The 25,853-nt window shown below is 29.7% G+C and carries 23 protein-coding genes; 12 read left to right on the top strand and 11 right to left on the bottom strand.

The features are described from left to right. Positions 1-97: 97 nt before the first annotated feature. Both MHL31_RS09600 and MHL31_RS09595 read left to right on the top strand, forming a co-directional pair. Positions 98-394, top strand: coding sequence for an HU family DNA-binding protein (locus tag MHL31_RS09600; protein ID WP_240225737.1), 297 nt, complete (start codon positions 98-100; stop codon positions 392-394). A 272-nt stretch (positions 395-666) separates the two neighbouring features. After that, positions 667-2,217, top strand: a complete 1,551-nt coding sequence (locus MHL31_RS09595; protein WP_240225736.1) for a ribonuclease E/G — start codon at positions 667-669, stop codon at positions 2,215-2,217. 46 nt (positions 2,218-2,263) lie between these two features. On the opposite strand, the gene MHL31_RS09590 is transcribed toward MHL31_RS09595, so the two are convergent. Together MHL31_RS09590 and uvrC are read right to left on the bottom strand one after the other, a co-directional pair. Beyond that, the gene (locus MHL31_RS09590) at positions 2,264-4,534 is read right to left on the bottom strand and encodes a patatin-like phospholipase family protein (protein ID WP_240225735.1); all 2,271 of its coding nucleotides are present in this window, start codon (positions 4,532-4,534) and stop codon (positions 2,264-2,266) included. Between the two features lie 3 nt (positions 4,535-4,537). Next, a complete protein-coding gene (gene uvrC / locus MHL31_RS09585; protein WP_240225734.1) occupies positions 4,538-6,322 on the bottom strand; it encodes an excinuclease ABC subunit UvrC in 1,785 nt (594 codons plus the stop codon). Between the two features lie 173 nt (positions 6,323-6,495). Here uvrC and MHL31_RS09580 point away from each other — a divergent pair, with 173 nt between their 5' ends. After that, complete coding sequence (locus MHL31_RS09580; RefSeq protein WP_240225733.1) at positions 6,496-7,737, top strand: pyridoxal-dependent decarboxylase; 1,242 nt, start codon at positions 6,496-6,498, stop codon at positions 7,735-7,737. A gap of 227 nt (positions 7,738-7,964) precedes the next feature. On the opposite strand, the gene MHL31_RS09575 is transcribed toward MHL31_RS09580, so the two are convergent. From MHL31_RS09575 to MHL31_RS09565, 3 genes are read right to left on the bottom strand one after another with little or no spacing between them, the layout of a single operon-like run. Then, positions 7,965-8,579 carry a bifunctional 2-polyprenyl-6-hydroxyphenol methylase/3-demethylubiquinol 3-O-methyltransferase UbiG gene (locus MHL31_RS09575; RefSeq protein WP_240225732.1) on the bottom strand — a complete coding sequence of 205 codons (615 nt, stop codon included), beginning with the start codon at positions 8,577-8,579 and terminating at the stop codon, positions 7,965-7,967. 17 nt (positions 8,580-8,596) lie between these two features. Beyond that, positions 8,597-8,920, bottom strand: coding sequence for a thioredoxin family protein (locus tag MHL31_RS09570; RefSeq protein WP_240225731.1), 324 nt, complete (start codon positions 8,918-8,920; stop codon positions 8,597-8,599). A 19-nt stretch (positions 8,921-8,939) separates the two neighbouring features. After that, positions 8,940-9,248 carry a helix-turn-helix transcriptional regulator gene (locus MHL31_RS09565; RefSeq protein WP_240225730.1) on the bottom strand — a complete coding sequence of 103 codons (309 nt, stop codon included), beginning with the start codon at positions 9,246-9,248 and terminating at the stop codon, positions 8,940-8,942. 104 nt (positions 9,249-9,352) lie between these two features. On the opposite strand from MHL31_RS09565, the gene MHL31_RS09560 reads away from it, so the two are divergent. Both MHL31_RS09560 and MHL31_RS09555 read left to right on the top strand, forming a co-directional pair. Next, on the top strand, positions 9,353-10,522 hold the full coding sequence (locus tag MHL31_RS09560) for a DUF1566 domain-containing protein (RefSeq protein ID WP_240225729.1): 1,170 nt from the start codon (positions 9,353-9,355) through the stop codon (positions 10,520-10,522). Positions 10,523-10,538: 16 nt separating this feature from the next. Next, positions 10,539-11,780, top strand: a complete 1,242-nt coding sequence (locus MHL31_RS09555) for a DUF1566 domain-containing protein (RefSeq protein ID WP_240225728.1) — start codon at positions 10,539-10,541, stop codon at positions 11,778-11,780. A gap of 191 nt (positions 11,781-11,971) precedes the next feature. On the opposite strand, the gene MHL31_RS09550 is transcribed toward MHL31_RS09555, so the two are convergent. The 3 genes from MHL31_RS09550 to ileS form a co-directional block, all read right to left on the bottom strand. Beyond that, the gene (locus MHL31_RS09550; RefSeq protein ID WP_240225727.1) at positions 11,972-12,574 is read right to left on the bottom strand and encodes a lipoprotein signal peptidase; all 603 of its coding nucleotides are present in this window, start codon (positions 12,572-12,574) and stop codon (positions 11,972-11,974) included. A 79-nt stretch (positions 12,575-12,653) separates the two neighbouring features. Next, positions 12,654-13,034 (bottom strand): TraR/DksA C4-type zinc finger protein, encoded by a 381-nt coding sequence (locus MHL31_RS09545; RefSeq protein WP_240225726.1) that lies wholly within the window; start codon positions 13,032-13,034, stop codon positions 12,654-12,656. A gap of 3 nt (positions 13,035-13,037) precedes the next feature. Further along, entirely contained in the window at positions 13,038-16,445 is a 3,408-nt protein-coding gene (gene ileS / locus MHL31_RS09540; protein ID WP_240225725.1) for an isoleucine--tRNA ligase, read from the bottom strand. 145 nt (positions 16,446-16,590) lie between these two features. Between ileS and MHL31_RS09535 the strand changes: the two genes are divergently transcribed. Next, the gene (locus MHL31_RS09535; protein WP_240225724.1) at positions 16,591-17,481 is read left to right on the top strand and encodes a metallophosphoesterase; all 891 of its coding nucleotides are present in this window, start codon (positions 16,591-16,593) and stop codon (positions 17,479-17,481) included. Positions 17,482-17,601: 120 nt separating this feature from the next. Here MHL31_RS09535 and MHL31_RS09530 read toward each other — a convergent pair whose 3' ends face one another. After that, entirely contained in the window at positions 17,602-18,342 is a 741-nt protein-coding gene (locus MHL31_RS09530; protein WP_240225723.1) for a TerB family tellurite resistance protein, read from the bottom strand. Between the two features lie 147 nt (positions 18,343-18,489). Here MHL31_RS09530 and MHL31_RS09525 point away from each other — a divergent pair, with 147 nt between their 5' ends. Both MHL31_RS09525 and MHL31_RS09520 read left to right on the top strand, forming a co-directional pair. Further along, the gene (locus tag MHL31_RS09525; protein WP_240225722.1) at positions 18,490-18,900 is read left to right on the top strand and encodes a BrxA/BrxB family bacilliredoxin; all 411 of its coding nucleotides are present in this window, start codon (positions 18,490-18,492) and stop codon (positions 18,898-18,900) included. Positions 18,901-18,964: 64 nt separating this feature from the next. Further along, entirely contained in the window at positions 18,965-19,618 is a 654-nt protein-coding gene (locus tag MHL31_RS09520; protein ID WP_240225721.1) for an HD domain-containing protein, read from the top strand. Here MHL31_RS09520 and MHL31_RS09515 read toward each other — a convergent pair. Both MHL31_RS09515 and rseP read right to left on the bottom strand, forming a co-directional pair. Continuing rightward, positions 19,615-20,871 carry a glycoside hydrolase family 27 protein gene (locus MHL31_RS09515; protein WP_240225720.1) on the bottom strand — a complete coding sequence of 419 codons (1,257 nt, stop codon included), beginning with the start codon at positions 20,869-20,871 and terminating at the stop codon, positions 19,615-19,617. The two genes, MHL31_RS09520 and MHL31_RS09515, sit on opposite strands and share 4 nt — an antisense overlap. Before the next feature lie 133 nt (positions 20,872-21,004). Further along, the gene (rseP, locus tag MHL31_RS09510) at positions 21,005-22,324 is read right to left on the bottom strand and encodes an RIP metalloprotease RseP (RefSeq protein WP_240225719.1); all 1,320 of its coding nucleotides are present in this window, start codon (positions 22,322-22,324) and stop codon (positions 21,005-21,007) included. Between the two features lie 249 nt (positions 22,325-22,573). Between rseP and MHL31_RS09505 the strand changes: the two genes are divergently transcribed. The 4 genes from MHL31_RS09505 (at position 22,574) to MHL31_RS09490 (ending at position 25,785) form a co-directional block, all read left to right on the top strand. Continuing rightward, positions 22,574-23,251: an SCO family protein gene (locus tag MHL31_RS09505; protein ID WP_240225718.1), complete on the top strand. Its 678-nt coding sequence runs from the start codon at positions 22,574-22,576 to the stop codon at positions 23,249-23,251. A 75-nt stretch (positions 23,252-23,326) separates the two neighbouring features. Continuing rightward, positions 23,327-23,554: a FeoA family protein gene (locus MHL31_RS09500; RefSeq protein WP_240225717.1), complete on the top strand. Its 228-nt coding sequence runs from the start codon at positions 23,327-23,329 to the stop codon at positions 23,552-23,554. Between the two features lie 6 nt (positions 23,555-23,560). Next, on the top strand, positions 23,561-25,669 hold the full coding sequence (feoB, locus tag MHL31_RS09495; RefSeq protein WP_240225716.1) for a ferrous iron transport protein B: 2,109 nt from the start codon (positions 23,561-23,563) through the stop codon (positions 25,667-25,669). Next, positions 25,669-25,785 (top strand): FeoB-associated Cys-rich membrane protein, encoded by a 117-nt coding sequence (locus MHL31_RS09490; RefSeq protein WP_240225715.1) that lies wholly within the window; start codon positions 25,669-25,671, stop codon positions 25,783-25,785. Before feoB ends, MHL31_RS09490 begins: the two co-directional genes overlap by 1 nt. Positions 25,786-25,853 lie beyond the last annotated feature (68 nt).

Raw genomic sequence — 25,853 nt, 5'->3', positions numbered from 1 at the left:
ATTGATTAATTTTAATGAATTAACTTTTTGATTTTGATTATTATATCCTATATTTGCCGTCTTAAATTTATAATAACATATATAACTATATTTAAAAATGACGAAAGCAGAAATCGTATCAAATATTTCAGATAAATCTGGAATAGAAAAAGCAGATGTTTTAGCAACTGTTGAAGCGTTTATGGACGAGGTAAAGAATTCTTTAGAAAAAGGAGACAATGTTTACTTGAGAGGTTTTGGAAGTTTTATTATTAAAACTAGAGCAGAGAAAACTGGAAGAAACATTTCAAAAAATACTACAATTAAAATACCAGCACACAACATTCCAGCATTTAAACCTGCAAAAGTATTTGTAGAGGGTGTAAAAAGTAATGTTGAGGTAGCAACAGTTTAAAAAGATTTATTAACACTAAACAACATTCTATTATGCCAAGTGGTAAAAAAAGAAAAAGAGCTAAAATCTCTACTCATAAACGTAAAAAAAGAGCAAGAGCTAATAGACATAAAAAGAAAAAGTAAGCTAAGCTTACTTTTTCTTTGACTTTAAACAAAGTTCATTGAAATAAATAGTTGCTAATTAGTAACTATTGTTGGGTAAAAATTCCTGTAATACTTATTTATAAATCGTTCAACTATCTCGGTGGTTGAACACAAAAACAATACAGAGTGAAAACAGAATTAATTATACGATCAAATTCCTCTGATATTGATTTTGCCTTATTAAAAGATGGTAGATTAACTGCATTAAATAATGAATCTAACGAAAATAAATTTTCTGTTGGAGATGTTTTTTTAGCTAAAATTGGTAAAGTATTGTCCGGTTTAAATGCTTCGTTTGTAAACGTAGGCTATTCTAAAGACGGATTTTTACATTATCATGATTTAGGTGCGCAGTTAAAATCATTAAATAAATTTATTAAGGGTATAAGCACAGGTAAAATTAAAGATTACACTTTAAAAAACTTTCAGTTAGAAAAAGACATTGATAAAAATGGATCTATAACTGATGTATTAAAAACAGGTCAAAACTTATTAGTTCAAATAGTTAAAGAACCTATATCTACAAAAGGGCCAAGAATGAGCTCAGAAATTTCAATAGCAGGTAGGTATTTGGTTTTAGTTCCTTTTTCTGATCGTGTTTCCGTTTCTCAAAAAATAATGGATCCCGAAGAAAAAGAACGATTAAAAAGACTAATTAAAAGCATTAAACCTAAAGGTTTTGGAGTTATTATTAGAACTGTTGCCGAAAATAAAAAGGTAGCAGATTTAGATAAAGATTTACAAAATTCTTTAGAAAGGTGGGTTGTAATGTGCAAGAAAATTAGAAATTCTAGAGCACCTCAAACACCTATAAAAGTATTAAGTGAGTTAAATAGAGCCTCTTCAATTTTAAGAGATATTTTTAATGATTCTTTTACAAGTATTGTAACAAATGATGAAACAATGTATTTAGAAACTAAAGAATATTTACAAGAAATTGCTCCAGAAAAAGAGTCTATTGTATCCTTATACAAATCGAAACTTCCAATTTTTGAAAAATTTGGCATTGAACGCCAAATTAAAACATCTTTTGGTAAAACTGTTTCAATGAGTAAAGGAGCTTATTTAGTTATAGAACATACCGAAGCGCTTCATGTAATTGATGTAAATAGTGGTAACAGATCTAATAAAGCGATGTCTCAAGAAGATACTGCTTTAGAAGTGAACTTAATTGCTGCATCTGAAATTGCTAGACAATTACAATTACGTGATATGGGAGGAATTATTGTTGTAGATTTTATTGATTTGCATACTGCTGAACATAGACAAAAACTCTATGATCATTTAAGAAATGAAATGGCATTTGATAGAACTAAACATAAAATATTACCTCCAAGTAAATTTGGTTTAATTCAAATTACAAGACAAAGAGTACGACCTGAATTAGTAATTAAAACTCAAGAACCTAATCCAAGTGGAGTAGGAGAGGTTGAGGCGCCAATTGTTATTATTGATAAAATTGAAGCTGAATTAGAAAGATTAATTACATTAAAAGATCAAAAAAAGTTAATACTTAATGTACATCCTTTTATTGCAGCTTATTTAAAAAAAGGATTACCATCTATACAACACAGATGGTTTACAAAATATAAAAAGTGGATTAAAATTTTACCTAGAGATGCTTACCAATATTTAAATTTTGAATTTACCAATAACAAAGGTGAATTAATTAAATAAAGCATACAATATCTTATAAAAGTCCTACTTAATTGTAGGGCTTTTTTTAAAACCAATACCCAACATTAAAATACCAAAAATTTTCAGAATGGTCTGGAGACCAAGTGTGGTTTATTTCTATAGGACCTAAAAAAGTGTCAATTCCATAACCTACCATATAACCAGATTTGGTATTTTCAAAAATATTCCCTCCATTAAATAAATCGCGTTCTACTCTAGCATAATTGGCTGTAATAGATAAATAATTTTTAGGTAAAAACTCATAACGAAATGCTAGTGAGGATTTTAAAAATGAGTTTGCATTTAGCTCTGCTAAATCGTACCCATAAAATGGTATAAATGTATTTATAAGGTTTTCTCCATAACCACCAATATTATAATCTATAGCTCTATTGTCGTTGTCTCCAATTGTAATTCCAGCTTCTGATGTAAAATGCGTTGTTAATTTGTTGAAAAAAGTATGCGCAATACCAAACTTACCTTTTAATTGAGAAAATGATTCAAAATCGAGATATTCTGGTAAAAAATCACTTTTATATTCTGAAGAGGTTAAATACCATCTAAAATCAACGTCTAAAAAAACACCATTTTTTTGAAAATATTTTTTATCATAAGTGTCAATTTTTAAATAGGCTATTAGGTTAAGATAATCAGAATTATCAAAGTAACCACGTTTCTTTCTACTTGCTGAAACACTATTGCTAGTGGTTAGCGATGAAAGTGTTTCGGTAAATGCTTTTACATGTTTATATTCTCCACCAATGCCTATTGCAAATCGTCTATTAAATACCGTTTGAAAATAAATTTGATTTGTAAAATCTTCATACACCAAATTTATTTCATTAATATTAGATTCATCTATAATACCATCTGTTTGATTAAAATTCATATTTGAATTAAAGCTATTATATCTCGATTTTATTCCAAAACTGGTATAAAAACCGTTATCTATAAAATAATTTAAATTGTATCTAATATTATCTCCTAAAACTAAATCTGCAGAAAAAATATCATTTTTATTTAAAAGGTGTTTTGCAGTAGAGTTAATAACAATACCTGTTTTATAAAGGTCGTCAAAATGTGCTCCAAATTGTATATAATTAGAGACCTTATTTTCTTTTACCTTTAAATTTAGAGTGCTGCCACCTTCAGCGTTTTTATTATCAATAATTTTATATTGTATATTTTCAAAGTTTCCTGTGGCGTATAGGTTGTTAATACCTTCAATTAACTTATTGTAATCTGTTCTGTCTTGTTTTTTAAAGTTTAGTTTACCTAAAATATATGCTCTTGTATAATTAACATTTCCTTCAATACTAATATTATTTATATCATATATTAATTGTTTTGTTTCAATTTTAGGATTTTTTTTATGTGTTTGTTGATTTGCAATAGCTTTTAGTTCGTTTATGTGTTCTCTAGAAGCTACGTCTCCAGCTTCCATAATTTCTTTTCCTTTGTCAAAAGAAACAACATTGTAATTGTTTACATCTGGTTTTATTAATATATCTACTTTTTTGTATTTAGATTCTAATGTTGTATACATTTGAAAACCAACAATTTGATTTAGTATTGCAACGGCAGAGCCTAAATTTTCTTTTTTGTCTAAACCACTTTGAATATCTACTCCAATTATAACATCGGCTCCCATGTTTTTAACTTCATCTACAGGGAAGTTGTTTACAATTCCTCCATCGGTTAATATTTTCCCATCAATTTCAACAGGCGCCAAAAGGGTTGGAAAAGAACCACTTGCTTTTACGGCCTCAGGTAAAAATCCCGAATTTAACACCTCTTGTTTACCTGTTTCCAGATTTGTTGCAATACAAACAAAAGGGATTGGTAGTTTATTAAAATCGCTAATATTATTAACGTGTTGTGTTAATTTGGTTAGTAAGTTAAGTACATTTTGTCCTTCTGACATGGCTCTCGGAATTCCAACTTTTTTATTTTTAACTGGTAATGATAATGAGTATTTTTCTCCAATTTCTTTTTCGTAAAATGGTTTAGATTTTCTAGGTGTTTGATCTGTTAAAATTCTTTCAAAGTCAATAACTCGTACGATTGAGTCTAGTTGGTTTGCCGTATATCCCGATGCGTATAGAGCTCCTACTATTGCTCCCATGCTTGTGCCTCCAATATAATCTACGCGGACTCCAGCTTCTTCTAAAACTTTTAATACAGCAATGTGTGCAATACCTTTAGCGCCACCACCACTTAAAACTAAACCAACTTTAAGATCTTGTTTAGCAGGTTTTTCTTGAGAAAACCCTACTAAAGATATGATTATAAAAATTAAACTTAGAAATTTTTTCACCTTTTATTTATTATTATAATAGTTAATTATTTTAGTTGCTCTTGCTGTTCCAATAACCTTTTCTAATTCCTGTAAAGATGCTAAACTTACTCTTTTTGTAGACTTAAAATGCTTTAGTAAAGATACAACAGTTTGTTTTCCAATACCAGAAATTTGTTCTAATTCATTTTCTAACGCTTGCTTACTTCTTTTATTTCTATGGTGAGTAATTCCAAACCTATGCGCTTCGTTTCTTAATTGTTGAATTATTTTTAATGTTTCAGATTTTTTATCTAAATACAACGGTACAGGATCATCTGGATAATAAATTTCTTCCAGTCTTTTTGCAATTCCAATAATAGCAATTTTATTTCTTAACCCTAAAATATCTAAGCTTTTTAAAGCAGAAGATAATTGCCCTTTTCCACCATCAATTACAATTAATTGAGGTAATGGTTGGTCTTCATCTAGTAAGCGTTTATACCTTCTAAAAACAACTTCTTCCATTGAGGCAAAATCATCTGGACCTTCAACAGTTTTAATGTTAAAATTTCGATATTCTTTTTTGCTGGGTTTTCCATTTTTGAAAACTACACAAGCAGCAACAGGGTTTGTACCTTGTATGTTTGAGTTGTCAAAACACTCAATATGTCTTGGCTCAGCACTTAAACGTAAATCTTTTTTCATTTGAGACATAAGCCTTTTTATGTGCCTGTCTGGATCAATAATTTTTATTTGTTTAAATTGCTCTTGTCTATAATATTTTGCATTTCTAATACTTAAATCTACAATGCGTTTTTTGTCTCCTAAAACTGGAACTGTAACTTTAATGCCATCACCTAAATCTACTTTAAATGGTACGTAAATTTCTTTAGATTGTGAATTAAATCGTTGACGAATTTCAATAATAAAAAGTTCTAATAGTTGTTTGTCTGTTTCGTTTAATTTTTTCTTAATTTCAGTTGTATGCGATTGGATAATAGAGCCGTTAGATATTTTAAAGAAATTTACATAACTATAGCTTTCATCAGAAACAATTGAAAATACATCTACATTTGTTATGGTTGGGTTTACAACTGTAGATTTTGCTTGGTAATTGGCTAATAAATCTATTTTTTCTTTAATTTTTTGAGCCTCTTCAAATTCCATATTATCTGCAAATTGCATCATTAATTGGTGAAAAGATTTAATAGATTCTTTAAAATTACCTTTAATTATGTTTCTAATAGCAGTAATGTCTGTAGTATAATTTTCTTCAGTTTGCAGGCCTTCACAAGGTCCTTTACAGTTTCCAATATGAAAATCTAAACACACTTTATATTTTAATTTTGCTACATTTTTTCTGCTTAAATCGTAATTGCAAGAGCGTAATTGGTAGAGTTCTTTTATTAAATCTAATAACGCTTTGGCTGTTCTAACAGAAGTGTAAGGTCCAAAATACTCAGATCCATCTTTAACTACATTTCTTGTTAAAAATATACGAGGAAATCGTTCTTTTTTAATGCAAATCCAAGGATATGTTTTGTCATCCTTTAGCATTACATTGTATTTTGGCTGGTATTTTTTTATTAAGTTATTTTCTAATAATAATGCGTCAGTTTCGGTATTAACAACTATGTGCTTTATGGTTGCTATTTTTTTTACTAGAACTCTTGTTTTGCCGTATTCGTGGTTTTTATTGAAATATGAGGCTACTCGTTTTTTTAAATTTTTTGCTTTTCCAATATATAAAAGCGTCCCGTTTTTATCGTAATATTGATAAACTCCAGGTTCTTTTGGTAATGTTTTTATTTGAATTTCTAGTTCCAAAAATTTAGGTGTTTTTAAAGAATAAAAGTACTACTTTTTATACGGATTTTAGTTTCCTCTTAAAATTCTTTATTAAATTAATTTAAATTTAAATTAATTTGATATTTTTGAGAAAAATTAAAAAAATGGATTTATTTCATTCATTTTTTATATAATTCATAATTAGACTTAACATGAAGTATTGGAAGAAATATTCGAAAGAAAAATTAATAAAAAGAATTGATAAAGCATTAAATGCTAATGTGAATTTTCAAACAAATAAGGGTTTAGGTTACCCTGTTTCAAGGTTAGATGAAAATGTGTTTAATACAAGTGGTTCTTTCTTAGATGATTCTCCATTATTAAAATCTTTTGTTGCAAATCCTAATAATATTGGTTGTCATACTTTAGGTAAATCAGAACCTGCATTTAAAGGTTCTCAAAAGTTAGAGCGTGAAATTATTCAAGTTTTAGCGGTAGATATCTTTAAAGCTAAAGAAGGTGAGTACGATGGTTATATTGCTACTGGAGGCACAGAAGCAAACGTGCAAGCATTGTGGGTGTTTAGAAATTTATATAAAAAACAATTCAATGCAACTTTAGAAGAAATGGTTATTTTGTCTTCAGAAGACACGCATTATTCTGTACATAAAGGATCTAATTTGTTAAGTGTTGAGAATGTAAGTATTCCTGTTGATTTTAATTCGAGAGAAATTTTAAAAGATGAATTAGATGCTATTGTAAAGGATTTAGTTTCGAAAGGGAAAAAATACTTTATGGTTATTTCTAATATGGCAACAACTATGTTCGGATCTGTTGATAATCCGGATGTATATGCAGAAATTTTAGAAAAACATAAGGTTGTTTATAAAATACATGTAGATGGTGCTTTTGGTGGTTTTATTTATCCAATTTCGAATAGAGAATCTACCATAAATTTTGAAAATCCACATGTTTCATCCATTACAATTGATGCGCATAAAATGTTACAAGCTCCATACGGAACGGGTGTTTTTTTATGTAGAAAAGGATTGATTGAAAATGTATTAACAAAAGAAGCTCAGTATGTAGATGGAATGGATTTAACCATAGTAGGAAGTAGATCCGGGGCAAATGCTATTGCTGTTTGGATGATTTTATTTAGTTATGGATATTACGGATGGTTTGAAAAAATTAGCACATTATTATTAAGAACCGAATGGTTTACCGAACAAATGGATGCTTTAGGTGTCGAATATTTTAGAGATCCTTATATGAATATAGTAACTTTAAAATCGGAATTTGTGACAGAAAAAATAGCGTCTAAATTTGGATTAGTACCTGATACGCATAATGGATCAAATAGCTGGTATAAAGTTATAATGATGGATCACGTAGAAATTCATGACCTAATAAAATTTGTGGATGCTTTAAAGCTTTCTTTAAAGAGCAATTAAGACTATAGAAGTTAGAGTCATTTTTTATTTTTAATTTCCAGTAAAAAATGACTTTATAACATCTAAGTTTGAAAAAATAGTGCGAAACACTAAAAATGTAACTATAAAAACAATAACAGCTAGTAGTATCTTTTTCTTATCACTCATTTTAATTATTTTTTGGTAAATATATAGAATATTATATTAAATTATTTTTAAAATGAAAGCCAAATATTTATTACGAAAGTTTATTGTTTTTTTCCGATAAAACGAATAACATCTCCTTTACCAATATGATGAATTCCTTCGTCTAAGTCAATTAGTTCTTGGCTTAAAACTTGAACTTCTAAGTCTTTAAAATCATTTTTAATACTTTCAATTGTGTAAAGCATATCTATATTTTTAGGTCCGAAAGCCTGTTGGTTTTCTTCATTAATTTTAAGTTGCTTTTCACTAAAACCTTCTAAAATTAAGAGCCCTCCTTTTTTTAAATATGTTGTGAGTTTTTTATGATAAGCTGTTTTTAAATTTGCCGGAAAATGTGCGTAAATTAAAACTATTGCATCAAAAGAATTTTCTTCGAAATGCAATTTAGAAAATTCGCCAACTAAATAATTAATGTTAACATTATTTAATTTGGCTAGTTTTAAGGCTTTTAATTTTCCTTGAGAACTCATGTCAAAGCAAGTTACATTTAGCCCTTTTTTTGCGGCATATACCGCATTTCTTCCTTCACCTTCAGCAGGTAATAGAATAGAGCCACTTAGTTGGTATTTTTCTAATGTATTTTTAAAAAATACATTTGGTTTAATACCATATGCAAATTCTTCTTTACCATATCTTTCTTCCCAAAAATTTTTCATTTCAGTTTCTTTTAATTTTAACAACATGAAGAACCTTCATTGTTAGTACTGCAAGAAGAGGATTCTTCCATATTTTCATCAGAGCAACAGGCATTATTTGCAAAATTATCTACCAAAAGGGATTTTACAGTTGTTTTTGATGGTACTTTTCCTTTGAATACAACTTTTCCATCAACTACAATAGCTGGTGTTCTCATAATATCATACATCATAATTTCTACCATATCAGTAACTTTTATAATTTCTGCATTAATATTTAATTCATTAACTACTTCAGTAATTATTTTTTCTGTTGCAATACAACTTGGGCAACCAGTACCTAATATTTTTATTATTTTCATTTTATAATTTTTTTGATTTTTATTTATTAAAAAATTGATGAAATAGTTTTTTAGCTATTTCCCAATTTTTTTGATGTATACAATATTTAATTTTTGGAGGATTAACTTCTCCTTGTATTAAACCTGCGTCTTTTAACTCTTTTAAATGTTGTGAAATAGTTGATTGTGCAAGAGGAATTACTTCTACTAAATCTCCTGTAAAGCAACAACTTTGATTTTCTAAATAATTTAAAATTTTTACACGTGTTGGATGGCCTAAAGCTTTTGAAAATCGGGCTAATTTTTCAGTTTCAACTTCGTAAACGATATCTTCTTTTGTTCTTTTCATAAATCCATCGCAAGTTTACGATAAGTATTTGAATTTCAAAATTATTATTAAACCTTTTTAATTTTTTTCAGTCCTAACTCTAAATAAAATAAAAATTAAAGATGTTGAAGAGAATTATACTAGTAACATTAATAGGCTTACAAGGTTTATATTCACAAGATTTAAAACAAACATATCCAATAGTAGACACTGGAATTAACGAATTTTATAGTGATACTGCTATTATTTATGAGCCAAAACCCAATGAAGAATTTTACGGGCAAGATGCCCATTATACTGTAAATAAACCTTCGTATACAAATAATAATGACGGAACAATAGCCGATAATATTACAGGTTTAATGTGGGAACAGCATATGGGAGATAAAATGACTTTTGAAGAGGCTTTTAAAAAAGCAGAAAATTCAACTTTAGGTGGTTATACAGACTGGCGTGTACCAACAATAAAAGAATTGTATTCATTAATTTTATTTACAGGACAAGTAAAAGGTGCGAAGGCAATTGATTTGTTTATAAATACTAATTATTTTGAACAACCTTTAGGAGATACTTCTAATGATGAAAGAGAAATAGATGCACAAACTTGGTCTTCTACAGAATATGTAGGAAAAACTATGCGTAATGATGCTACTGTTTTTGGAGTAAATTTTGTTGATGGAAGAATAAAAGGATATCCAAAGTACAATCCACGTACAAAACAAGCCAATAAAATGTATTTTAGAATGGTGAGAGGTAATACAGCTTATGGGAAAAATAATTTTATAGATAATGGAGATGGGACTATTAGCGATTTATCAACTGGTTTAATGTGGCAAAAAGCAGATGATGGTATCTCAAGAGATTGGTCAACATCGTTAGCGTATGCTGAAAATTTAACGCTTGGAAATAAATCTGATTGGAGATTGCCAAATGCAAAAGAATTACAGAGCATTGTAGATTATACACGTTCGTTACAAACCACAAATTCACCAGCAATTAATCCTGTTTTTGAAACTTCAGAAATAAAAGATGCAGATGGCAATATAAATTATCCGTTTTTTTGGACATCAACTACTCATAAAGATGGTAGAAACCCATATAGTAGTGCTGTGTATATAGCCTTTGGTGAAGGGCAAGGTAAAATGCGGAACAAGCTAATGGATGTTCACGGTGCAGGTTGCCAACGTAGTGATCCAAAAAGTGGAAATATAAAAGATTACCCACAGTTTTTCGGCCCACAAGGAGATGTTAGGTACGTTTATAACTATGTACGTTGTGTAAGAACTCTTAATTAAAAAAATAAAAATTATAATGAAGATAAATCAATATATTTTATTTGGATTATTATGTGTATTTCTAAATTCTTGTGAAAGTAACAACAATGATACCGATATAAATAACGAGTCTAATGAAGAAGAAGTTATTGAGCTGCCAATTCCAGAAAAACCTTATGCAATTGTTGGTACTGGTGTAACAGATTATTATAGTGATAATGCATTAATTTCGGAGCCTTTAGCGGGTGATGCTTTTTTTGGACAAGATGCTAATTATACTAGAAATAAGCCATCTTACACCGATAATAATGATGGAACTATAACAGATAATGTTACAGGTTTAATGTGGGAGCAAGATATGGGTTCAAAAATAACGTTTAATGAAGCTTTTTCAAAAGCCAGTACATCAACTTTAGCTGGTTATACAGATTGGAGGGTACCTACTTTAAAAGAATTATATTCGTTAATATTATTTTCAGGAAAGGTAAAGGGTGAAGTAGCTATCGATTTATTTATAGATGCAAATTATTTCAATCAAGAATTAGGAGACACTTCAATTGGAGAACGAGAAATAGATGCTCAAACGTGGTCTTCAACTGAATATGTATCAACTACAATGAAAGGTGTTGAGACTGTTTTTGGAGTAAATTTTATTGATGGTCGTATAAAAGGGTATCCAAAATACAAACCAGATACAGGCAATGAAAATACTATGTATTTTAGAATGGTGAGAGGAAATACAGCTTATGGGAAAAATAACTTTATTGATAATGGAGATGGTACAATTAGTGATTTGGCAACTGGATTAATGTGGCAGAAAGCAGATGATGGAATTTCTAGAGATTGGGAAGCGTCTTTAGCATATGCGGAAGGTTTAACACTTGGAAATAAGTCTGACTGGCGTTTACCAAATGCAAAAGAATTACAAAGTATTGTGGATTACACAAGATCTCCAAAAACCACAAATTCACCAGCTATCGATCCTCTTTTTGAATGTACTGAAATATTAGATCCTGATGGTAATGCGGGTAATTATCCATTTTACTGGACAGGAACAAGTCATTTAGATGGTGCAAATCCATACTCTAGTGGAGTATATATTGCTTTTGGAGAAGGGCAAGGAGAGATGAATGGTGTTTTAATGGATGTTCACGGAGCTGGTTGCCAACGTAGCGACCCAAAAAGTGGAAATATTAACGATTATCCACAGTTTTTTGGCCCACAAGGTGATGTTAGGTATGTTTATAATTATGTGCGTTGTGTAAGAACCATAGAATAAGTTTTATGGTTAAATCGCTTAGGAGTTTCTTATTATTGGTTCAGTTTATTTTATTGATATCTTGTTCTAAAAGGAATGAAATTTAAAATATTATTAATACCAACCCTACTACAATTTAATGACAGTAATAGTTTTGATTAAAAATTTATTAAATATAAACAGGTTACCTTTAAGCAGTTCAGATGAAGAAATTAGGCGTTAATTTCTTCTTTAGGAAAAGCTTTCTTGTTAAATAGAATTAATATACCAACAGCTGTAGAAATAGCAGTATCTGCAACATTAAAAATAGCATTGAAAAAAGTAAAAGGTTTTCCACCCCAAATAGGAAGCCATTCAGGTAAATTACCACTCCAAATAGGAAAGTAAAGCATATCTACTACTTTTCCATAAAATAATTTTCCATAAGGCTCTTCGGCAAATAAAGTAGCAACGCCATTTGCTGGAGTGTCGAAAATAACTCCATAAAAAACAGAATCTATAATATTACCCATTGCTCCTGCAAAAATCAATGAAATTGCAATAATTAAAACTTGTGGAGCATTTTTTTTAATTGAAGTATGTAACCAATATCCAATACCAGCAATAGCAAACAGTCTAAATATTGTTAAAAACAATTTTCCAGATTTTCCACCAAATTCAGCGCCCCAAGCCATTCCATTATTTTCAATAAAATGTATACGAAACCAATCAAAAACTACAACATCTTCTCCATATAAAAAATTAGTTTTTATATAAATTTTACTAATTTGATCTATTAATAATACGATAACTATTAAAATAATTGCTTTTTTCAATTTTTTTGAACTTTATTTGGTGATAAAAAATGAAGCTCCCAAATTAAGGGAGCTCCTCTTTATTTAGATAATGTATAATTTATTGTTGCATGTTTTTTGCTTCAATACTTAAGGTTGCGTGTGGTACTAATTTTAAACGTTCTTTTTTAATTAGTTTTCCTGTTACACGACAAATTCCGTAAGTTTTATTTTCAATACGAACTAAAGCATTTTTTAAATCTCGAATAAATTTTTCTTGACGAATTGCTAACTGAACATTTGCTTCTTTAGACATAGTTTCAGAACCTTCTTCAAAAGCTTTAAATGTAGGTGAAGTATCATCAGTTCCGTTATTGCTGTCGTTTTTAAATGAACTTTTTAGAAGTTTTAAGTCTTCTTTTGCCAAAGCAATTTTATTTAGAATAATTTCTTTAAATTCAGCTAAGTCTTGGTCTGAGTATCTATTTGTATTTTCATTCATAACTTACATTTTTTGAATTAATATTTTAGTGCTTACATTATCAAAAGCAATTTCTGTGCCTTTTTCTACTAACTCTTTAAACACTAGTTCACTTGTTAGAGTTTCAGTTTTTATATAATCTTCATTTGCTTCAATTGAGCCCTCTAATATATCATTTTTTTGAATAATTAATTTAATTTTATCATTCACTTCTAAACCAGATTCTTTTCTTAGGTTTTGAACTCTATTAATTAACTCTCTTGCATTTCCTTCTTTACGCAAATCATCTGTAATTGTAACATCTAAAGCAACGGTTAAACCTCCTTGATTTGCTACTAACCAACCTTCAATATCTTGAGATGTTATTTCAACTTCAGCTAGAGTTAAATTTACAGCTTTTTCATTAATATTTAAAGTTATTTCTCCTTGTTTTTCAATAGTTGCAATAGCTTCTTTTGTTAAATTTTGTATTGCCTGAGAAACAAACCTCATATCTTTTCCAAATTTAGGTCCAAGTACTTTAAAATTAGGTTTTATGGTTTTTACTAATATTCCAGAAGCATCATCAATCAATTCAATTTCTTTTACATTTACTTCCGATTTTATTAAGTTTTCAACTGCCAAAATTTCTTCTTTACCTGCTTCATCTAAAATAGGAATCATAATGCGTTGCAACGGCTGACGTACTTTTATCATCTCTTTTTTACGTAGCGATAATACCATTGAAGATATTTTTTGTGCTTGTTGCATTTTGCGCTCTAACTTCTCATCAACCAATGTTTCGTCGTATTTTGGAAATTCGGCTAAATGTATAGATTCAAAGTTTTCTTTACCTGTAACTGATATTAAATCTTTGTAAAGATTATCCATATAAAATGGAGCAATTGGTGATGCTAATTTAGCAACATTCACCAAGCAAGTATATAGTGTTTGGTATGCAGAAATTTTATCTTGTTCGTAATCACCTTTCCAAAAACGTCTTCTACTTAAACGAACAAACCAGTTACTAAGATTTTCACCAACAAAATCTTGAATAGCACGAGCTGCTCTAGTTGGTTCATATTCTTCATAGAATTTTTCTACATTTTTAATTAATGTATTTAATTCAGAAAGTATCCAGCGGTCAATTTCTGGTCTTTTTTCAATAGAAATTTCATCTTCAGCATATGTAAAGCTATCTAAATTAGCATATAAAGCAAAAAATGAATACGTGTTGTATAAGGTTCCAAAGAATTTTCTTCGAACTTCATCGATTCCTTCAATATCAAATTTTAAATTATCCCACGGATTTGCATTTGAAATCATGTACCAACGTGTAGCATCTGCACCATATTTGTCCATTGTTTCAAACGGATCTATTGCGTTTCCAAGGCGTTTAGACATTTTTTTACCTTCTTTGTCTAAAACCAATCCATTAGAAACTACATTTTTATAGGCAACAGAATCAAAAACCATAGTTCCAATTGCGTGTAAGGTATAAAACCAACCACGTGTTTGATCTACTCCTTCTGCAATAAAATCTGCTGGGTAGAATTTTTTATCATCTATTAGTTCTTTATTTTCAAATGGATAATGCCATTGTGCATAAGGCATTGATCCAGAATCGAACCAAACATCAATTAAATCGCTTTCGCGTTTCATTGGTTGTCCTTTTGGAGAAATTAAGGTAATTGAATCTACTACATTTTTGTGAAGATCTATTTTATTATAGTTTTCTTCGGTCATATTTCCAACCTCAAAATCTGCAAAAATATCAGCCTCCATAAGTCCTGCGTCAACAGATTTTTGCATTTCAGCTTTTAATTCTTCAACAGAACCAATAATTAGTTCTTCTGTTCCGTCTTCGGTTCTCCAAATTGGTAATGGAATACCCCAATAACGAGAACGTGATAAGTTCCAGTCGTTCGCATTTTTTAACCAGTTTCCAAAACGTCCTTCTCCAGTAGATTTAGGTTTCCAGTTAATTGTTTCGTTTAAATCAAACATTTTATCACGTTTGTCGGTTACTTTTATAAACCAAGAATCTAACGGGTAGTATAGAATAGGTTTATCTGTTCTCCAACAATGTGGATAACTGTGACGGTATTTTTCTACGTGGAATGCTTTGTTTTCTTCTTTTAATTGAATGGCAATTTCAACATCTAATGAGCGCTCTGGAGCTTCACCATCGTTGTAATATTCATTTTTCACATATTTCCCAGCATATTCACCCATATGTTTAGTGAATTTTCCTTGTAAGTTTACTAAAGGAACTGGATTTCCATTATCGTCTAATACCAATAATGGTGGTACTTCTGGACTTGCTTGTTTAGCTACTAAGGCATCATCTGCTCCAAAAGTTGGTGCAGTATGTACAATTCCTGTACCATCTTCTGTGGTAACAAAATCACCTGCAATTACTCTAAATGCATTTTCTGGGTTTTGGTATGGTTGTGCATACGGCATTAATTGTTCGTATTTTGCTTCTAAAATATCAGCACCTTTAAATTCTTGAACAATTATATAAGGAATTTTTTTATCGTTTTCTTTATATTCTGAAAGCTGAGCTTCGTTTTCAACAGTAAAGAATTTTTTTGTGAACTGTTTTCCAACTAAACTTTTAGCTAAAATTACATTTATTGGTTCGAAAGTGTATTGGTTAAATGTTTTTACCAAAACATATTCTATTTTTTTACCTACTGTTAGAGCTGTATTTGATGGTAAAGTCCAAGGTGTTGTTGTCCACGCTAAAAAGTGCACATCTCCATCAATTTTTTGTAAAAATTCTGGTAAGGTATTTTTTATAGCTTTAAACTGTGCAACAGCAGTTGTATCCGTTACATCTTGGTAAGTTCCTGGTTGGTTTAATTCGTGTGAGCTTAAACCAGTACCAGCTTTTGGAGAATATGGTTGGATGGTGTAACCTTTATAAATTAATCCTTTTTTATACATTTCAGCCAATAGCCACCAAACGGTCTCCATGTACTTTGGTTTATAAGTTACATATGGATCTTCCATATCAACCCAATAACCAACACGTTTAGTAAGGTCGTTCCAAACATCGGTATAACGCATTACTGCAGTTCTACAAGCTTGGTTGTATTCTTCTATAGTTATTTTTTTACCAATATCTTCTTTGGTAATTCCTAATTCTTTCTCAACACCTAATTCAACAGGCAATCCGTGAGTATCCCAGCCAGCTTTACGTTTTACCTGAAAACCTTGTAATGTTTTATACCTACAAAAAATATCTTTTATAGCACGTGCCATTACGTGATGAATACCTGGTAAACCATTTGCAGAAGGAGGTCCTTCAAAAAATACAAAAGGTTTATTTTCATTTCTTGTCGCTATACTTTTTTCGAAAATATCTTCCTTTTCCCAAAACGCTAAAGTTTCATCTGCTACTTTAGTGAGGTTCAAACCCTTATATTCTCTAAACTTTTTACTCATTTTTATGCTTTAATTCAATTAGTTTGCGAAATTACGGATTTTATTGAAAATATCATTTTATAAATTGTAAAAAATTAAATACTTAATTGGTTGAATTTAATAGATTTAAATTAAGTTTACATTTGAATTTTTTTTATACGCAAATATGATTCAAAATATTATATCTAATTCTTATAAAAATGCTAAAAGAATTCCTTTAAAAAAGGACTCTAAATTTATATTTTTTAGCGACTGCCATAGAGGTGATAATAGCTATGCAGATGACTTTGCAAACAATAGTAATATTTACTATCACGCGTTAAGAAATTACCTGGAAAACGATTTTACCTATGTTGAATTAGGAGATGGTATAGAATTATGGGAGAACCTGTATTTTAATGGCATTTTTGAAGCTCATAAAAACTCGTTTATGTTATTGCGAGAATTTCATTTAAGAAATAAGTTACACATGATTTGGGGAAATCATGATATGATTTTAAAAAATGAAAAAAGATCAGCGAAGCTTTTAGATACCTATTTTGATAAAATTACCGGAACTGATAAAGATTTACTAAAAGGCTTGGTTTTTGATGAAGGTATTATTTTAGAACCAGAAGGATTTGAAAAAGATATATTGCTTATACACGGGCATCAAGCAGATTTTTACAACTATGTTTTGTGGAAATGGAACCGTTTTTTAGTGCGTATTTTATGGAAGCCCTTACAAATAATAGGTATAAAAGATCCAACAAGTCCTGCTAGAAATTTTAAAGAATTAATTAAAGTAGAACGTAGACTTAAAAAGTGGATATTGGCTAATAACAATCAAATGGTAATTTCTGGGCATACACACAGGCCTCGGTTTCCAGAACCTAATGAATTACCTTTTTTTAATGATGGAAGTTGTATTCATCCGCGTTCTATAACGGGAATTGAAATTGTTGATATGCAAATTTCATTAATAAAATGGCATATTATCTCTCGTGAAGACGGAACTTTACAAATTGTAAAAACAGTTTTAGAAGGACCTACAGCAATTGATTTGTATTTAAGATAAAAAAAGTGCCTCTAGGTGCGAGGCACTAATCAAAATCTTGGGGTTAATTTTGTGTTAACCTACCTAAATTTCTACTAACTATCTTTAAGACACATAATTATTTAATAAGTCACAAAATAATTATAAACCTCTTTCTTTTTGAATTTGTTCGTAGGCTTTTTGTACCTGTTTAAATTTTTCTTCTGCCCCTTTTACGTGTTCTTCACCTAAATGTTGTAATTTATCTGGGTGGTATTTTTTCACCATTTTTCTATAGGCTTTTTTTAACTCGTCGTTACTGGCAGATTTATCAATTTCTAATATTTTATAAGCACTTTCAGAACTATCATAAAACATTGCTTTTATAGATTCAAAATCGTGTTGACTTATGTATAAATACCCTGCAATAGTTTTTATTACATTTACTTCTTCTTCAATAACTGCACCATCTGCTTTAGCTAAGCCAAATAAAAAGTGAAGCAATTGTAAACGTGTTGCATGTGTGGTGTGTTGACGAATTTGCATGCATATTTGTCGTGTAGAAACGTTGTTGTTTTTTATAAAACCTTTAAAAAGTTTAAATGCATTGTTGGCTCTCTCTTCTCCATACATTTTTCTAAAATGCATACGCACATAAGAGAGTTCGCGTTCGTCTATTTTTCCATCAGCCTTAATTACAACTGCAGAAAGCAATAATAAACTTATTTCAAAATCTCCCGATTGTGAATTTCCGCTTGAAGTAGCATAGGTTCTAGCACGCTCAACATCTCCAGCAGTAAAACCTTCAATAAAATTTCCAACAACATATCCTAAAACACTTCCAATTGGGCCTCCAACAGCAAAACCTAGTCCAGCACCAAGCCATTTAATAAAATTTCCCATAATATTTTTTTGAAAACACAAATATACATTGAAATATTAGGATAGTTAAAGTTAACATTGCATAGACTTGTTAAAAATTTAATAAACTTTTAGTAATTAAACTCTTATATTTGCGACAAATTACATCTAACAAAAAAATAAAAATATATGTATCCACCAGAATTAGTAAGACCTATGCAGCAAGAATTAGAAGATGCAGGTTTTATATCGTTACACACAGCTCAAGAAGTTGAACAAGTATTAAAAAGTGAAGGCACAACTTTAGTGGTAGTTAACTCAGTTTGTGGTTGTGCAGCTGGTACTTGTAGACCTGGAGCTATTGCTTCATTAAAATTTGATAAAGTACCAAATAACTTAGTAACTGTATTTGCAGGAGTTGATACAGAGTCAACTCAAAGAGCAAGAGAATATATGATTCCTTTTCCTCCATCTTCACCAGCAATTGCATTATTTAAAGATGGTGCTTTAGTACATATGCTTGAACGTCATCATATTGAAGGAAGACCAGCAGAGGTAATTGCTTCGAATTTAGCAGGTGCTTACGAAGAGTTTTGTTAAAAATTAAGTACAAACAATCTTTAAATCCGTTTAATTATTTAAACGGATTTTTTATTTTTAAACAATGGATAAACAACAAATTATTTCTAATACAGTTTCTTTTGTAAAAGAAACATTAAAAAATGCTGAAGGAGGCCACGATTGGTTTCATATTTTACGTGTTTGGAACAATGCTAAACTAATTGCTAAAAATGAAAATGTAGATTTATTTATAGTTGAATTGGGTGCTTTATTACACGATATTGCTGATTCTAAATTTTATAATGGCGATGAAACTGTTGGTCCAAAAGTGGCACGTGATTTTTTAGAAAGTGAACATGTTTCCGAGGAAATTATACGTCATATAGAACAAATAATAACAAATATTTCATACAAAGGAGGGAATTTTAAACAGACTTTTACTTCGCTAGAATTAAATGTTGTTCAAGATGCAGATAGACTTGATGCTATTGGCGCAGTAGGAATTGCACGTTGTTTTAATTATGGTGGTTTTAAAAACAGGGAACTTTACAATCCTGAAATTGCTCCAAATTTAACTATGACTAAAGAAGAATATAAAAATTCGGATTCTCCTACAATAAATCATTTTTACGAGAAGTTATTGCTGTTAAAAGATAGAATGAATACCGTTACAGGAAAAAAAATTGCTGAAGAGCGTCATATATATATGGAAGACTTTCTTCAACAATTTTATAATGAGTGGAACGGGAAGTCTTAAGCTTTTTTATCTTTAAATTGAAATACATTATAAGGTAAAGCTCTTCCTTTTATTTTTAATACTACAATTCCATGCGCAGGCACTTCAAAGGAAATTTCACTATTTGTTGATGAAGGATAGTCTTTTTTAGACCATAAATCTCGCATGGTATAAGAAGCTGAAGCATCTAAACCAACAGATTCTAAATTAAAAGTAATATTAGTTGTTTTATTAGTTCTGTTTAATAACCCAACAGCAATTTCTCCACTAATAGTTGAAATTAATGGCTTTGCCCAAACTTCTAAATCGCCATAATCAACCATTCGTCTAGCTTGATATACAAATTCGGATTGGTTAAGTGCAATAATTTCTTTGTTTGTAATTATTTCGATAGTTTCATCACTTATTGTAGTTAAATCGTTTCCTAATAAAAGTGGAGATTGCATTAAACACCACATAGAAAAATGTGCTTTATCCTCTTCGTAAGTCATTCCTCTACCAACTTGTAACATATCCATATCGTTATATTTACCGTAGGAACTATGCATCCATAAATCGGCATTTATATCTATAATTGCTAAAATAGATTGAAAGTTGTTGTTAATATCTCCTGAAATTCTCCAAGAATCTGCAACACGTGTTGCCCAAGTTCCAGGAAACTCCCATCTACAAATATTGTAGATTGTAGAAGGTTTAATTTCTTTAATAATGTTTCCAATTTCGGTATACCTGGTTTCTTCATCTAAGCCTAACCATTCACCACCGCACCAATCTACTTTTATAAAATCGTAATCCCAATCTTTTAAAAATAATGTTAAGTCTTTTCTGTCGTGTCCGTAAAGTCCCATTCCAACACCAATAGTGTCTTTATCCCAATAAGAAGCACAAGTATTTATTCCAGCATCGGAGTAAATTCCTGCTTTTAAACCTTTAGAATGAATATAGTCTGCAAGTGATTTCATTCCGCTAGGAAAACGCTCCTTGTGTACTAATAAATCACCATTTTTATCTCTTCCTCCAAAAAAGCCATCGTCTGTATTTATAAAAGAATAGCCTACATCTTTTAAGCCTTTAGAGAGCATTGCATCTGCTTGAGATTTAATAATAGTTTCATTTATATTTACTCTATAATTGTTCCAACTTGCCCAACCCATTAGTGGTTTTTTAGAAGTGCTTAGTGTAGTTTTGTTAGAATTGTTTGGCTCTTTTAAAGTGCTTGTTTGGTTACAAGCCGATAAAAGAACTGTTAAAACAAGAATTATTATTCTTTTCATTATTTAATTGATTTTATTGTTAGGTTGATGATTAGTAGCGAATAAAATTAAGAACTTTTAAGTTGTTTAAAAATAAAAATCCCGTATTAAAATTAATTATTAATACGGGATTTTTATTAAATGTTGTGCTGTTTTATTTGGAAAACAGTTTTACAATATCATTTCCATTTGCTAATATAAGCAGTGCAATTAGAATTAAAAATCCTGTAATTTGTGCATATTCTAAAAACTTATCGTTTGGTTTTCTACCTGTAATCATTTCATATAAGGTAAATACTACGTGACCACCATCTAAGGCTGGTATTGGCAATAAATTCATAAAACCAAGCATAATAGATAAAAATGCAGTGATGCTCCAAAAAGATTGCCAGCTCCAAGTAGCAGGGAAAATGTTTCCAATTGCTATAAAACCACCAATACTTGTTGCACCTTTTTTTGTAAATACGTATTTAAATTGTGTTATATAGTCTTTTAAAGTCCATATAGCTAAAGAATTACCTTTAGAAATGCTTTCTAAAAATGAATATTTTTTATGTTGAATGTCTAAATCGTTATGTCTGTAGTTTGAAACACCAATAGTTTTATCTTCATTAGGAGTTATTGAAATTACTTCTGTAATTCCATTTCTTTCAACTTTTAATGTTAATTTATCTTCTGTTGAGTTTGCAGCAATTTTAGAAAAATCTTGCCAATAGGCAACAGGAGTATTATTTACTGAGATTATTTTATCATTTTTTAAAACTCCGGCTTTTTCTGCAGGAGAATCAACAACAACAGTATCAATTACGGCCTGTGTTCTAACCGTAAAAGGTTCCATAACACCGTTTTCCCACATAATACTTCCAATGTCTTCTGGAATGGCAATAGAAGCTGTTTCACCATTTTGATGTTGTACTTCTAATGAAGTAATACCTCTTAAAAATAAATGTTTATTTACATCTGTTACATCTTGTGGCGTTTCGCCATTAAATTTTGTAATTAAATCACCGTCTTCAAATCCATATTGTTTAAAAGTTTCGTGTACTGCAAATCCATTTTTTACACCTTCAGGTTTTACAAAATTGATACCCCAAACAAAGGTGATCATAATATAAATTACAATACCTAAAATAAAATTAACGGTTACACCACCTAACATAATAATTAAACGTTGCCAAGCTGGTTTAGATCTAAATTCCCAAGGTTGTGCAGGTTGTTTCATCTGTTCGGTATCCATACTTTCGTCAATCATACCAGATATTTTTACATATCCACCTAAAGGAATCCAACCAATTCCGTAAACAGTTTCTCCAATTTTCTTTTTAAATAACGAGAATTTATAATCAAAAAATAAGTAAAATTTTTCTACGCGTGTTTTAAATATTTTTGCAGGAATAAAATGTCCTAATTCGTGCAGTACTATCAAAAAAGATAAACTTAAAATAAATTGTGAAGCTTTAATCAATATTTCCATAAATGTATTTTCTTGTGTATACTATTTGTTTTTAAAGGTCACACGCTGTTCGCTATTTGTAATTATTTTAAGCGATAAACTCCGTTACATGCTCGTTTCAAAAATCTAAAATCGCACAAATGTACGGTTTTAAAAATTGTTTTAAAAAGCGATTAAATAAGTAATTAGGCGTTTTAACAAAGTTTTAGAATTGTTGAGTAACTAATAGGGCTAATTGTTTTAAATTTGTGTTTTAATTTTACAAATAAAATGGATTTAAAATTCTTCAAAAAATCAATTCCTACATTAATTATTATGGCATTTTTTTCTGTGATAATGATTTATGCTATTTATTCATTATTAACTCCTGAAAAAAAATTACCAGTTTATAATCCAGCAGATGTAAATCCAAGATTGGTTGATGAAAGTTTAATACATATTAGAAGAAATCATAAAGTTTTAGATTTTAAACTTATAAACCAAAATGGTGATACTATTACTCAAGAAGACTATAAGGATAAAATTTATGTTGCAGATTTCTTTTTTACTAGATGTATGACTATTTGCCCTGTTATGACCAATAATATAGCAAAACTGCAAGAAGTTTTTATAAATGATGATGATATTAAATTTTTATCACATTCTGTAACTCCAGTTATGGATAGTGTCCCTGTTTTAAAAGAGTATGCTATAAAAAAAGGAGTAATTGATGGTAAATGGAATATTACCACAGGACCCAAAAAACATATTTACGACCTAGCTCGTAAAAGTTATTTTGCCGTTTTAGACGAAGGTGATGGTGGTTTGCAAGATTTTATTCATACAGAAAATTTTATTTTAGTTGATAAAAAACGTCAGATTAGAGGTTTTTATGACGGTACCGATAATGATGATATTCAACGCTTAATAGAAGATATAAAACTTTTACAAAGCCAATCTAAAAAATAAATGATAATTGTCATTGTTTAGAATCATTCTAATTTAGTATCTTTGTCTTCTATTTATTTATAATTAGTCTTAATAATGTTTAAAACTATTGCAAATTTAAAAATTGGAGAGAAAGCTTTTATAGAAAAGCTTTGTTTAGAGAACATTCCATTAAAACTGCTTGAAATGGGTTGTTTGCCTGGTATTGAGGTAGAATTAATTCAAAAAGCACCTTTGCAAGATCCTTTATACATTAAGGTAAATGGAAGTCATTTAGCAATTAGAAAAGAAACTGCAGAGAAAATAACAATTGCTAACTACTAATTAATAATGAGCATTAACAATGAGGTTAAAGTTGCTTTAATTGGGAATCCAAATACTGGAAAGACTTCTTTATTTAATCAGCTTACAGGTTTAAAACAAAAGGTAGGAAATTACCCAGGAATAACAGTAGATAAAAAACAAGGTTTTTGTAAATTAAACAATACTACAAAGGCTGTAATTACTGATTTACCTGGAACCTATAGTATCAATCCAACTTCAATGGATGAAACGTTGGTTTTAGACGCATTGTTAAACGATAAAAATGACACTTTTCCCGATGTAGTAGTTGTTGTTGTTGATATTGAGAATATTAAGCGTAATTTACTTTTGTTTTCTCAAATAAAAGATTTAAAAATACCTACAATTTTGGTTATCAATATGATAGATCAAATGAAACGTAGGGGAATTGAGCTAGATGTACCCTTATTAGAAACACAATTAAAAACCAAAATTGTGTTGGCTAGTGCGCGTAAAAAAATTGGTATCGATCAAATTAAAGCTGCTATTTTAGATTACAAAAAATTAAGTACAGATCCGATATGTAATATTACAGATAGGATTGATAAAGATTATTTTACAAACTTAAAAAATGCTTTTAAAGAGTTTCCATTATATAAATCGTGGTTATTAATTACTCAAATACAAGAATTTGATTTTTTAACTGAGAAGCAAAAAGCACTGGTACTAAAATTTAGAGAGGATTTATCGTGTATAAAACGTTACCAGCATAAAGAAACTATTTTAAGATATAAAATTATAAACGATATTTTAAAAAAATCGTTTATAGTTGACGCTTCTAAAGCAACTGATTTACGTGGTATTTTAGATAGAGTTTTAACACATAAGATTTTTGGATATGTAATTTTTGCATTAATCTTATTATTTATATTTCAAGGTATCTTTAATTGGGCAAGTTATCCCATGGATTTAATTGATACAGCGTTTGCTAATCTAAGTTCTTGGGTTAAAACTGTATTGCCTCCCGGTACTTTTACAGATTTAATTTCAGAAGGTATTATTCCAGGAATAGGAGGGGTTGTTATTTTTATTCCACAAATAGCTATTTTATTCACTTTTGTTACCATTTTAGAAGAAACTGGTTATATGAGTCGTGTGGTATTTTTAATGGATAAAATAATGCGAAAATTTGGAATGAGTGGTAAAAGTGTAATACCATTAATTTCGGGTACAGCCTGTGCAATTCCTGCAATTATGGCTGCTAGAAACATAAATAGTTGGAAAGAACGGTTAATTACTATTTTAGTAGTTCCATTTACAACGTGCTCTGCCAGATTACCTGTTTATGCTATCTTAATAGCCTTAATAATTCCAAATAAAACGGTTTTAGGTATTCTTAATTTACAAGGTTTAACTATGATGGCGTTGTATTTATTAGGATTTACAGCAGCAATTTTATCATCTATTTTATTACATAAAGTATTAAAAATAAATACGAAGAGTCTATTTGTAATAGAGATGCCGAATTATAAAATTCCTTTATTAAAAAATATTTTATACGAAGTAATAGAAAAAACTAAAGCATTTATTTTTGGAGCAGGTAAAATAATATTAGCTCTTTCAATAGTATTGTGGTTTTTAGCTTCAAATGGACCCGCTGCTTTTAAGAATGCGGAAGAAACGGTTGCTTCTAAAATTGAAAATAAGAATATTTCTACAGAAGAACTCGATAAAAAAATAGTTGCTTATAAATTAGAGAACTCCTATATTGGTTATATGGGGAAAACAATTGAACCGGTTATTAAGCCTATGGGATACGATTGGAAAATTGGAATTGCATTAATTAGTTCATTTGCGGCTCGTGAGGTTTTTGTTGGTGCTTTAGCAACTATCTATAATGTAGATAGTGATGATAATGTAAGCACTATAAAAGAACGTATGGCAGCTGAAGTGAATCCAGATACCGGTGAAAAGAGATTTAATTTTCCAACAGGAGTATCTTTATTGCTGTTTTACGCTTTTGCAATGCAGTGTATTGGTACTTTGGCAATTGTAAAAAGAGAAACTAATAGTTGGAAATGGCCAATATTACAACTAGTTGGTATGGGAATTTTAGCATATGTATCGGCTGTTTTAGCATTTAATATTTTAAGTTAATGCAAGATATTTTAGTTTACATAGCGCTAGGTTTAGCCATTGCATTTTTGGTGAAAAAATACTTTTTTAAATCTAAAAAGAAAGGTGGCTGTGACACCAATTGTGGAAGTTGTTAATATTAGGTATTATACATTATAAAAAAAACTCCAAAACTTATTAAAATAAGTTTTGGAGTTTTTATTTT

The organism is Lutibacter sp. A80 (assembly GCF_022429645.1).
In the GTDB taxonomy this organism is placed as follows: Bacteria; Bacteroidota; Bacteroidia; order Flavobacteriales; family Flavobacteriaceae; genus Lutibacter.
This window is presented reverse-complemented; position numbering and strand designations above follow the sequence as displayed.

Bases quoted from the DNA above. Each gene is read 5' to 3' on its own strand.
- MHL31_RS09520 (WP_240225721.1), top strand. From the start codon at position 18,965: ATGGATAAACAACAAATTATTTCTAATACAGTTTCTTTTGTAAAAGAA.
- MHL31_RS09600 (WP_240225737.1), top strand. From the start codon at position 98: ATGACGAAAGCAGAAATCGTATCAAATATTTCAGATAAATCTGGAATA.
- MHL31_RS09565 (WP_240225730.1), bottom strand. From the start codon at position 9,248: ATGAAAAGAACAAAAGAAGATATCGTTTACGAAGTTGAAACTGAAAAA.
- ileS (WP_240225725.1), bottom strand. From the start codon at position 16,445: ATGAGTAAAAAGTTTAGAGAATATAAGGGTTTGAACCTCACTAAAGTA.
- MHL31_RS09545 (WP_240225726.1), bottom strand. From the start codon at position 13,034: ATGAATGAAAATACAAATAGATACTCAGACCAAGACTTAGCTGAATTT.
- MHL31_RS09490 (WP_240225715.1), top strand. From the start codon at position 25,669: ATGCAAGATATTTTAGTTTACATAGCGCTAGGTTTAGCCATTGCATTT.
- MHL31_RS09505 (WP_240225718.1), top strand. From the start codon at position 22,574: ATGGATTTAAAATTCTTCAAAAAATCAATTCCTACATTAATTATTATG.
- MHL31_RS09580 (WP_240225733.1), top strand. From the start codon at position 6,496: ATGAAGTATTGGAAGAAATATTCGAAAGAAAAATTAATAAAAAGAATT.
- MHL31_RS09555 (WP_240225728.1), top strand. From the start codon at position 10,539: ATGAAGATAAATCAATATATTTTATTTGGATTATTATGTGTATTTCTA.
- MHL31_RS09570 (WP_240225731.1), bottom strand. From the start codon at position 8,920: ATGAAAATAATAAAAATATTAGGTACTGGTTGCCCAAGTTGTATTGCA.
- MHL31_RS09530 (WP_240225723.1), bottom strand. From the start codon at position 18,342: ATGGGAAATTTTATTAAATGGCTTGGTGCTGGACTAGGTTTTGCTGTT.
- feoB (WP_240225716.1), top strand. From the start codon at position 23,561: ATGAGCATTAACAATGAGGTTAAAGTTGCTTTAATTGGGAATCCAAAT.
- MHL31_RS09500 (WP_240225717.1), top strand. From the start codon at position 23,327: ATGTTTAAAACTATTGCAAATTTAAAAATTGGAGAGAAAGCTTTTATA.
- MHL31_RS09525 (WP_240225722.1), top strand. From the start codon at position 18,490: ATGTATCCACCAGAATTAGTAAGACCTATGCAGCAAGAATTAGAAGAT.
- MHL31_RS09535 (WP_240225724.1), top strand. From the start codon at position 16,591: ATGATTCAAAATATTATATCTAATTCTTATAAAAATGCTAAAAGAATT.
- MHL31_RS09515 (WP_240225720.1), bottom strand. From the start codon at position 20,871: ATGAAAAGAATAATAATTCTTGTTTTAACAGTTCTTTTATCGGCTTGT.
- MHL31_RS09575 (WP_240225732.1), bottom strand. From the start codon at position 8,579: ATGAAAAATTTTTGGGAAGAAAGATATGGTAAAGAAGAATTTGCATAT.
- rseP (WP_240225719.1), bottom strand. From the start codon at position 22,324: ATGGAAATATTGATTAAAGCTTCACAATTTATTTTAAGTTTATCTTTT.